Here is a 7,895-nt window from a genome sequence, read left to right as displayed (position 1 = left end):
CCGAGCATCACCTAAACTGGCATGTTGGAAGAGATGTTGGGCCCATTGTGCTGGGTTGGAAATAAAATTCATAGCGTGCGCCTAAAGTTGTTTTGTAGATCAGATCAACAATATCAGCGCGAGTTCAAAAAAATCCCCCGAATTTATCGGGGGATTTGTGTATAAGAGACAGCGCCTAGCGGCCTTTTTGCTTTCTGTTATTTGATGATGTTATAACATGAGCAAATACGGCGAAGGAAAAGTTGGATGAAATTAAAATCAGTGAAACGGATTTGGGAGCAGGGCGCCCATAATGCATTTACCGACTTAATCGCGTTTCAGGGGGCACTATTTTGCGTTTTTCGTGAAGGTACAGCCCATGTTTCACCCGATGGTGCACTGCGTATCCTACGTTCAACGGATTTAGGCGATACTTGGCAGAGCGTGGCGCTTATTTGTTCGGATGAAGCCGATTTGCGTGATGGCAAACTGATTGAGTATCAAGGGGAATTACTCTTACTCGGCGGTGGCACCTTACACGATAAGTCAGGCTTACAGTCACATCTTTGGCGTTCACTGGATGGCGTCGTATGGTCGGATGCACTCAAAATTGGTGATAAGGGATATTGGTTATGGCGCCTAACAGAGCATCAAAATGTGCTTTATGGCGTGGGTTATCGCGCTGGGCCTGATGGTGACACCCGCTTGTATAAGAGTGACGATGGCGTGCAGTTTGAGACTTGGCTAAAGGTGTTTAATAATCAGGGTTATGTCAACGAAAGTGCCATTGTTTTTCATCAAGGCAGTGGCTTTTGTCTATTGAGGCGCGATCCCGTATGGGGGCCTGAATTTGTCGGTTTGCTCGGCCGCAGTCAAGCACCATTCATCGATTGGCAATGGCAAGAATTAGATAAGCGCATTGGTGGGCCAGTGATGTTTATGTATCAATCCCGTCTGTTGGCCGTGGTACGGCTATATGAAAATCAAGTTCGAACTGCTTTAGTTGAAATTTATCCAGATACTGGTGTGGTTCAAGAGCTACTCACACTACCATCTAAGGGCGATACCAGTTATGCGGGCGTTGTCATTGAAGGAAATGAGTTGTGGGTGAGTTATTACTCAAGCCATGAGTTCGCAGATGAACAGATAGATATGCCGAGTCTGATTGACGATGGCAGTGCTACAGCCAAGCCTAAAACAATGATTTATTTTGCAAAAATTCAGCTTAATGTGGTCGACGGCGTGACAGCTTGTAAATGACTAACATAATCCGCAAATATTGAGTTTATCTTACAGAAATTTCAAATAACAAAGGGCCTTGGGATCGGCCCTTTATTGCTGTTGAGTACAGCTAAGCTGCTCGACTATTGGGCGTTAAACTGTTGCCCATTTACTGCGTTTGAGTCTTGACCCATGAGATACAAATAGGTTGGCATAATGTCTTCTGCGGTTTTGAGATCCAGTGGGTTCTCAGCTGGATAGGCTTTCGCACGCATCTCAGTGCGGGTAGCGCCAGGATTGATGCTATTGACGCGTACCGATGTGCCGTCGCACTCATGTGCAAGCACTTGCATCATGCCTTCGGTGGCAAATTTAGAGAATGCATAGGGACCCCAATAGGCGCGGCCTTGGCGACCGACACTGCTCGACGTGAAGATGATCGAGGCACTTTGTGCTTTGCGCATCACAGGTAACAGGGCTTTAGTTAGCATCACTTGCGCTGTCACATTGACCTTCAACACATCTTCGAGTGAGGGAATATCTATGTGTTCAAACGGGCCTAAGGCGCCGAGTAAACTGGCGTTATGCAGTAAGCCATCTAAATGACCAAATTGTTCTGCAATGGTGTCGGCCATATCTTGGTAGTTTTGTTCGGTTGCGCCTTTCAGATCTAGTGGCACTATGGCGGGCGTTGGGTAACCTGCCTGTTCTATTGCATCGTAAACTGCTTCAAGCTTTTTGACCGTTTTTCCCAGCAAAATCACAGTGGCACCATGTTTTGCAAATTCAATAGCGGCCGCTTTACCAATACCCGCACCCGCACCAGTGACTAAGATTGTTTTACCTTGAAGTAAATCTTTTGCTGCTTGATATTCCAACATGAGTCTTTTATTCCCCTTGGCGAGAACGCCCGCCCTTTCTAGATCCGCCGAAGTGATAAACAGATGTTTCAAACAAACGAATGAAACTTTGTTATCAATAGCAAAAATGTTTGTGACAAACTTGTAGCTAACTCAATATTTTTACGTTAACTTGAAACGAGTTAGGGGCTAACATAAGCCCTATTAGTCATAGATTTCGAGCTATTGTGACTAATTTCTTGGGGAAAACAAAACTATTACAACAAGATTTGGGGAAAAAAGATGAAAAGACTCATTTTGGGTGTTGCCATTGCATCCGCACTAGGCCTCACAGGATGTGGCGAGGACAGCTATAACGAACTCAAGGATAATACGGAAGTGCTCATCCCTGAATCGCGTATGGTGTTCGACCCTGCCAATTCCAAAGTACCATTACCAAACGATTTACTCTTCAGTGGCACCACTGACGGCACATTAACTATTCCGGGTGAAAGCTCGGGTAACTATGTCGATCCACAAATTGCGCTTGGGGCGCTTGACGGTTGGTCGACAACATCGCCTATTTCTATTGATATCGATTTAGCCAAAAAACATGATGGGACACCGCTGACCTTAACAGCTGCATCGGTTGCACAACCAGGTGCGGTGAGAATGTTTGAAGCAACCGTTGGAGGCCCATTATCTTCTGATCCTGAATGTACGAGCAAACCATCGGTATCTGCTTGTAAAGTCGGAGCAGAATTACAGTTTGGGGTGGATTTTGTTTCTACCGCATCTGGCAATAAAGTCGTTATTTTGCCGCTTAAGCCGCTTAAGGCGGGTCAGTCTTACATTTATGCGACCACAGATCTTATCCAAGATTCAGAAGGACGAGGTATAGCCCCTTCAACTACCTATGGTTTGTTGAAGATGGACATCAATACTTTACCACTGGAAACCCCAGATCAACTGATGCTGCAAACCTTAGTTAATAGCTATGAGAAAGGTATCGCGGCTGCCCACAATGTTGATCCATCCATTATTAGTTACTCAGGTTTGTTTACTACTCAGTCGGTTGCGAATGTGTATGAAACGACGAAACTATTGATGGCTCAAGGTGCACCCTATGCTCCGAGTTTTGACCAAATGCCAACACCTGCTGGCTATACAGTTGCACAAGCGGCTGGACTCACACCTGCCGATGGACAAGCCTATGTGGTTGCAAGTTTGGCTGATGTGTACACCGCGAAAATTAAGCTGCCCATTTACGGTGATTGTTCTTCGGTAAGCTGTTTATCGTCTACAGGTCAGCCATTAATTAATGGCCGCTGGAAAGCGCAGGGTGATAGCCCTGTTTCTGTATTGTTAGCGCTGCAAGCGGGCACGCTTAGCCAAACGAATTTTGGTATGCAAGCTGTGGCTCATGGCATTGCAAATCCTGCCGATGCTTTAGCGAATCCGTCATTAATGGCAGGTAAAACCTGGCTGTTGGATGATGAGACGCCTGCGGATAAGACTAAGCATCTCACTAAGTTCAACCCTATCCCAGCAATCAAAAGCTATGAAACCGTATCTGTGTTGATTTCTATGCCTAATGCAACAAAATTGGCAGCGTTTTATCAACAGCAAGATAAAACCTTTACACCACCGACAGCAGGTTGGCCAACAACCATCGCCCTGCATGGTTTAGGTGGCGGTAAAGAAATGTCACTGGCCTATGCGGGCACCTATGCGGCGATGGGAGTAGCAACAATTGCTATCGATATGCCGCTCCATGGCGCACGCTCCTTTGATGCTAATGGTGATGGCACTTATGAAGTGACTGCAACCGATCCTTCATTTGGAAATGTGATTGGTCAACCCGATGCCTTTACAAATGGTAATCCATTAGTGTTTGTGAATATTTCTAGCACGCTATCTGTGCGAGATAATTTCCGTCAGGCGACTATGGATCATTTGGGCGTTCGGCTTGCACTGACTGGATTAGCACAGGCGTTAGCGCAGGCGGGTCAATCTCAAGTTTTTGATGTCTCTAAAATTAGTATCCAAGGGCTTAGTTTAGGTGCGATTGTCGGTACAGATTTTGCGACCTATGCAAGTACAGGTATGAAACATCCAACGACGGGCGAAGCTTTACAAAATGCCTATGTAATCAAGTCTGCATCGTTAGTTGCACCTGCAGGCGGTTTGGCTGGCTCATTTGCAGGCTCTGCAACTTTCGCTCCAGTGCTGTTTAGTAATATTACAGCATCAGCGACATTTAAAGCTTTAGTCGATGCAGCTAACAAGGCTGGTTATGAGCCGGGAAGCCCAGAGTACGCGGCATTAGTCCAAGTCGTATATGCGCAGTTTATTCCAACATTTGCTTTTGCGGTGCAAACAGCTGTGGATTCCGCGGATCCTGTTAACCATGCTGCTATGTTAAAAGCGACTGGTTTACCTGTGCATCTTATTGAAGTCGCGGGAGACGGTAATGGTAACTTAGGTGATCAGGTCTTACCAAATCGCGTGGATAACTTCCCATTATCAGGAACCGAGCCTTTGATTTCTTCATTAGGTTTACCCTGTGTCAATGCAACAACTAAAGGTAGTGGTGTAGTTCGCTTTGCTAAAGGGCACCACAGTTCGCTTGTTGACCCAAGTGAGAAGGCCTCAACGGATGGTATGGCTGGCGCAGCGACTGTTGAAATGCAGACTCAAGTAGCGACCTATGCGGCTAGTGGTGATGCAACAATTTTAGTGACAAACAGCAACGTGATTGCCACTTGCCCTAACTAATATTGTCTTAAATCCGAAAAACCCAGCCGATGCTGGGTTTTTTTATGGGCCTTTAGGCTGTTAGAATAGCCAGCAATAAATTAAGTGAAGATATACGCAAATTTGCGTCCCAACGGAGAGCACTTTGGAATTTTTATACGAGTATGGAATGTTTTTGGCGAAAGCCGTCACTATTGTGGTCGCAATCGTTGCCGTAATCATTGTGGTGTTAGCCTCCACGGTTAAGCACAAATCAGACAAGGGCGAGCTTAGGATCACCAACTTGTCTGAAGAATTGGAAGAATTGAAGCATGGCTTGAAAGAAGAATTATTATCAAAGAAACAATTCAAAGCCTATGAAAAGCAGTTAAAAGTTGATCAAAAGGCCAAAGACAAAGCTGGGGATGATGCCTGTAAAGGCAAGGTTTTCGTCATTGACTTTAAGGGCAGTATTGATGCCGCTGAGGTTGCTTCACTGCGTGAAGAGATCAGTGCTATTTTAGCTATCGCCGAAAAAGGGGATGAAGTGGTCGTTAATGTCGAGAGTGGTGGTGGTATGGTCCATGGATATGGTTTAGCCTCAAGCCAACTTGACCGTTTACGTCAAGCCACTATCCCGCTGACGATATGTGTTGATAAAGTGGCGGCCAGTGGCGGCTATATGATGGCCTGCGTAGCGAATAAAATTTATGCCGCGCCTTTTGCTATAGTCGGTTCCATTGGCGTTGTTGCCCAATTGCCTAACTTTAATCGTCTACTGAAAAAACATGAAATTGACTATGAGCAGCATACGGCTGGCGATTTCAAACGGACGTTAACGGTTTTTGGTGAAAACACCGATGAGGGAAGGCAGAAGTTCCAAGAGGAACTAGAAGAAACCCATGTGTTGTTCAAAGAGTTTGTGAGCAAATATCGCCCTGAACTTGATTTAGCTATCGTTGCAACAGGTGAGCATTGGTATGGCCAACAGGCGATTGAGCTAGGATTGGTCGATGCTATTTCGACCAGTGATGATGTGATTATGTCACTGGCTATGGAGCGCACAGTATATAGGTTGCGTTACCAAGTGAAGAAAAGGCTGGCCGATAAACTTGCCCATGGTGTCTCTTTATCTGTGAATGCGATTTTTAATCGGCTGATTGAAAAGAACCGTCCAATGTAACGTTGAGTACAAATAACGCTTATAACCAGCTAATTTAAATGAATAGCTGGATCAAAAACGCCTGCATTTGCAGGCGTTTTTGTTTATCGGATTTATTGCGTGTTATAAATAGAAGAAGTTAAATTTGATAACTAATATGTTGGTGGAAGCGTAACACTAAGTCTTCACGTTCTGGGTCAACACCTATTTCAGCAGCAAAGGCTTTCAGCGCGCTTTCCACATTATTCATAAAACGTCCATAGCCTGAATCATCGCAATCCTTGGCGCCGGCAACGATCGTAAAGTGCGCAGCTTCCACTAAGTTATCGGCATCCCAGCGACGGATCACTTGCTGCTCTGTCGCATTAGGATCAAAACCTATCATTTGTACTTCGGCTTTGCTGTCGAGCTTTTCAAACTTACTATTGCGTACTAATGGGGTTAAGCCGTTAGCAATCATAGCGAGTCGAGTCAGTTGCCTGTTCGCTGCGGCCTTGAGGAAGCTATCTTCAAGGTGCTGATACAGCGGAGTAAAGTCGGTAGCTGAGTCGGGTAATAAACCTTGCTTAAGTTTACGGCTGAGTGGCAAGCTCACGGTGACATAAGTGAGCGAGCTAACATTTTCTGGCAGTTCACATTTTCTAGCCTTATATCTTGGCCCTATGGCGCGCAGCTTATAGCCATAGGTTTCTTTATTGCCTTTGGCCTTGGCAAAGAGATCATAGGATAAGTGCTGATGGTCACGGATCTTCACCTTAAGATCGCTTATCGGCAATTGCGGCATTAATTCATTGAGTAATTCTCGTACACGAATATGGAAACTGGCAGAGTTACTACGGATATCTTCGCCTGTGGCGAGAAACACAATACGCAATTTACGGGCACGGTAATTGTCTTGAGTGAATAAATTTTGGGCTTCGTGGTACGCCGGATTATAGAAAAATAAAATTTGTTCCGTGGTTTGGAAACAATAGGCTTCAGTATGAAAACGTACAACAGGCAGTTTATCGTTAGTGATCACGTGGACATTACGTAGATCGTGTTGTTCTGCCAAATTAAATATCAAACGGCTCAAGGTCTGATAGCAGCTTTGATAGTCTGGATACTGATTCAGTAATTCATCCGTCACCTTGATTTCGGCTGTGATGAATTGATTGGTGCGGGCTTCCTTGGGTATGTACACTTTTTGCTGATGGCTAAGGGACATATTGACTCCTTGTTTGAGTTAACCATTTGCTAACACTAATTTTACTGTTTATTTATGATGTTATTCTTGCGTTACAACACGTTTTTATCGCTCAAGCATGAGTTTAAGTGAGCAATCTGTTTATTAGCTTAAAATATCCTCAAATTTATTGGCTTAGGGCATTTTCTATCCAAGGTTGCATCCAAGCCGCAATTTTTGTTTGGGCCTTTTCATTGGGATGAATGCCGTCCCGTTGCATTAATTCAGGATAGGGGGCGATTTCCTGCATAAAGAAAGGGATCAATTCAATATTCTGTGTTTTAGATATGTCTTGATACACTTGGGTGAACTTTTGGGTATAGCGAGGGCCATAGTTAGGCGGTACCATGATTTCGGTAAGTAATACTTTTGCGCCGCTATTTTGCGCTAGAGTAATGATTTGGATTAGATTATTTTCAAGTTGTGCCGGGGGAAATCCACGTAAACCATCATTACCACCCAGTTCAACGACAACAAGGTCGGGGGAGGCTGAATCGAGTAAGGCCGGTAATCGGCGTAGGCCGCCCGCCGTGGTTTCACCGCTGACCGAACCATTAATAAACTGATGTTCAGGGAGATTTTTTTGCAACATTGCAACCCAGCCCTGGTGCTCCGCCATGCCATAGCTTGCGCCTAAGCTGTCGCCGAGGATCAGTACCTTTGCCGCATGAACTGGTGTAGCCAAAAACACACTCAGTAGGATGAATGCCCCTAGGGTCTTCGCCATTGATTT

Annotated in this window: 6 protein-coding genes; 3 read left to right on the top strand and 3 right to left on the bottom strand. The window is 45.1% G+C overall.

Annotation, left to right across the window (positions count from 1 at the left end):
• Positions 1 to 246 precede the first annotated feature (246 nt).
• Complete coding sequence (locus L2744_RS12915; protein WP_248992291.1) at positions 247 to 1,239, top strand: exo-alpha-sialidase; 993 nt, start codon at positions 247 to 249, stop codon at positions 1,237 to 1,239.
• Between the two features lie 104 nt (positions 1,240 to 1,343).
• Here the strand turns inward: L2744_RS12915 and L2744_RS12910 are convergent, their stop codons facing one another.
• Positions 1,344 to 2,081 (bottom strand): YciK family oxidoreductase, encoded by a 738-nt coding sequence (locus tag L2744_RS12910; protein WP_248992290.1) that lies wholly within the window; start codon positions 2,079 to 2,081, stop codon positions 1,344 to 1,346.
• A 261-nt stretch (positions 2,082 to 2,342) separates the two neighbouring features.
• Between L2744_RS12910 and L2744_RS12905 the strand changes: the two genes are divergently transcribed.
• Both L2744_RS12905 and sohB read left to right on the top strand, forming a co-directional pair.
• Positions 2,343 to 4,817 (top strand): VolA/Pla-1 family phospholipase, encoded by a 2,475-nt coding sequence (locus tag L2744_RS12905; RefSeq protein ID WP_248992289.1) that lies wholly within the window; start codon positions 2,343 to 2,345, stop codon positions 4,815 to 4,817.
• A gap of 124 nt (positions 4,818 to 4,941) precedes the next feature.
• Positions 4,942 to 5,958, top strand: a complete 1,017-nt coding sequence (gene sohB / locus L2744_RS12900) for a protease SohB (protein WP_248992288.1) — start codon at positions 4,942 to 4,944, stop codon at positions 5,956 to 5,958.
• 118 nt (positions 5,959 to 6,076) lie between these two features.
• On the opposite strand, the gene L2744_RS12895 is transcribed toward sohB, so the two are convergent.
• The gene (locus L2744_RS12895; protein ID WP_248992287.1) at positions 6,077 to 7,144 is read right to left on the bottom strand and encodes a DUF3083 family protein; all 1,068 of its coding nucleotides are present in this window, start codon (positions 7,142 to 7,144) and stop codon (positions 6,077 to 6,079) included.
• Positions 7,145 to 7,289: 145 nt separating this feature from the next.
• On the bottom strand, positions 7,290 to 7,889 hold the full coding sequence (locus L2744_RS12890; RefSeq protein WP_248992286.1) for an arylesterase: 600 nt from the start codon (positions 7,887 to 7,889) through the stop codon (positions 7,290 to 7,292).
• Positions 7,890 to 7,895: the final 6 nt, after the last annotated feature.

This window comes from Shewanella profunda, assembly GCF_023283765.1.
Taxonomy (GTDB): Bacteria; Pseudomonadota; Gammaproteobacteria; order Enterobacterales; family Shewanellaceae; genus Shewanella; species Shewanella profunda.
This window is presented reverse-complemented; position numbering and strand designations above follow the sequence as displayed.

Bases quoted from the DNA above. Each gene is read 5' to 3' on its own strand.
- L2744_RS12890 (WP_248992286.1), bottom strand. From the start codon at position 7,889: ATGGCGAAGACCCTAGGGGCATTCATCCTACTGAGTGTGTTTTTGGCT.
- L2744_RS12910 (WP_248992290.1), bottom strand. From the start codon at position 2,081: ATGTTGGAATATCAAGCAGCAAAAGATTTACTTCAAGGTAAAACAATC.
- L2744_RS12905 (WP_248992289.1), top strand. From the start codon at position 2,343: ATGAAAAGACTCATTTTGGGTGTTGCCATTGCATCCGCACTAGGCCTC.
- L2744_RS12895 (WP_248992287.1), bottom strand. From the start codon at position 7,144: ATGTCCCTTAGCCATCAGCAAAAAGTGTACATACCCAAGGAAGCCCGC.
- L2744_RS12915 (WP_248992291.1), top strand. From the start codon at position 247: ATGAAATTAAAATCAGTGAAACGGATTTGGGAGCAGGGCGCCCATAAT.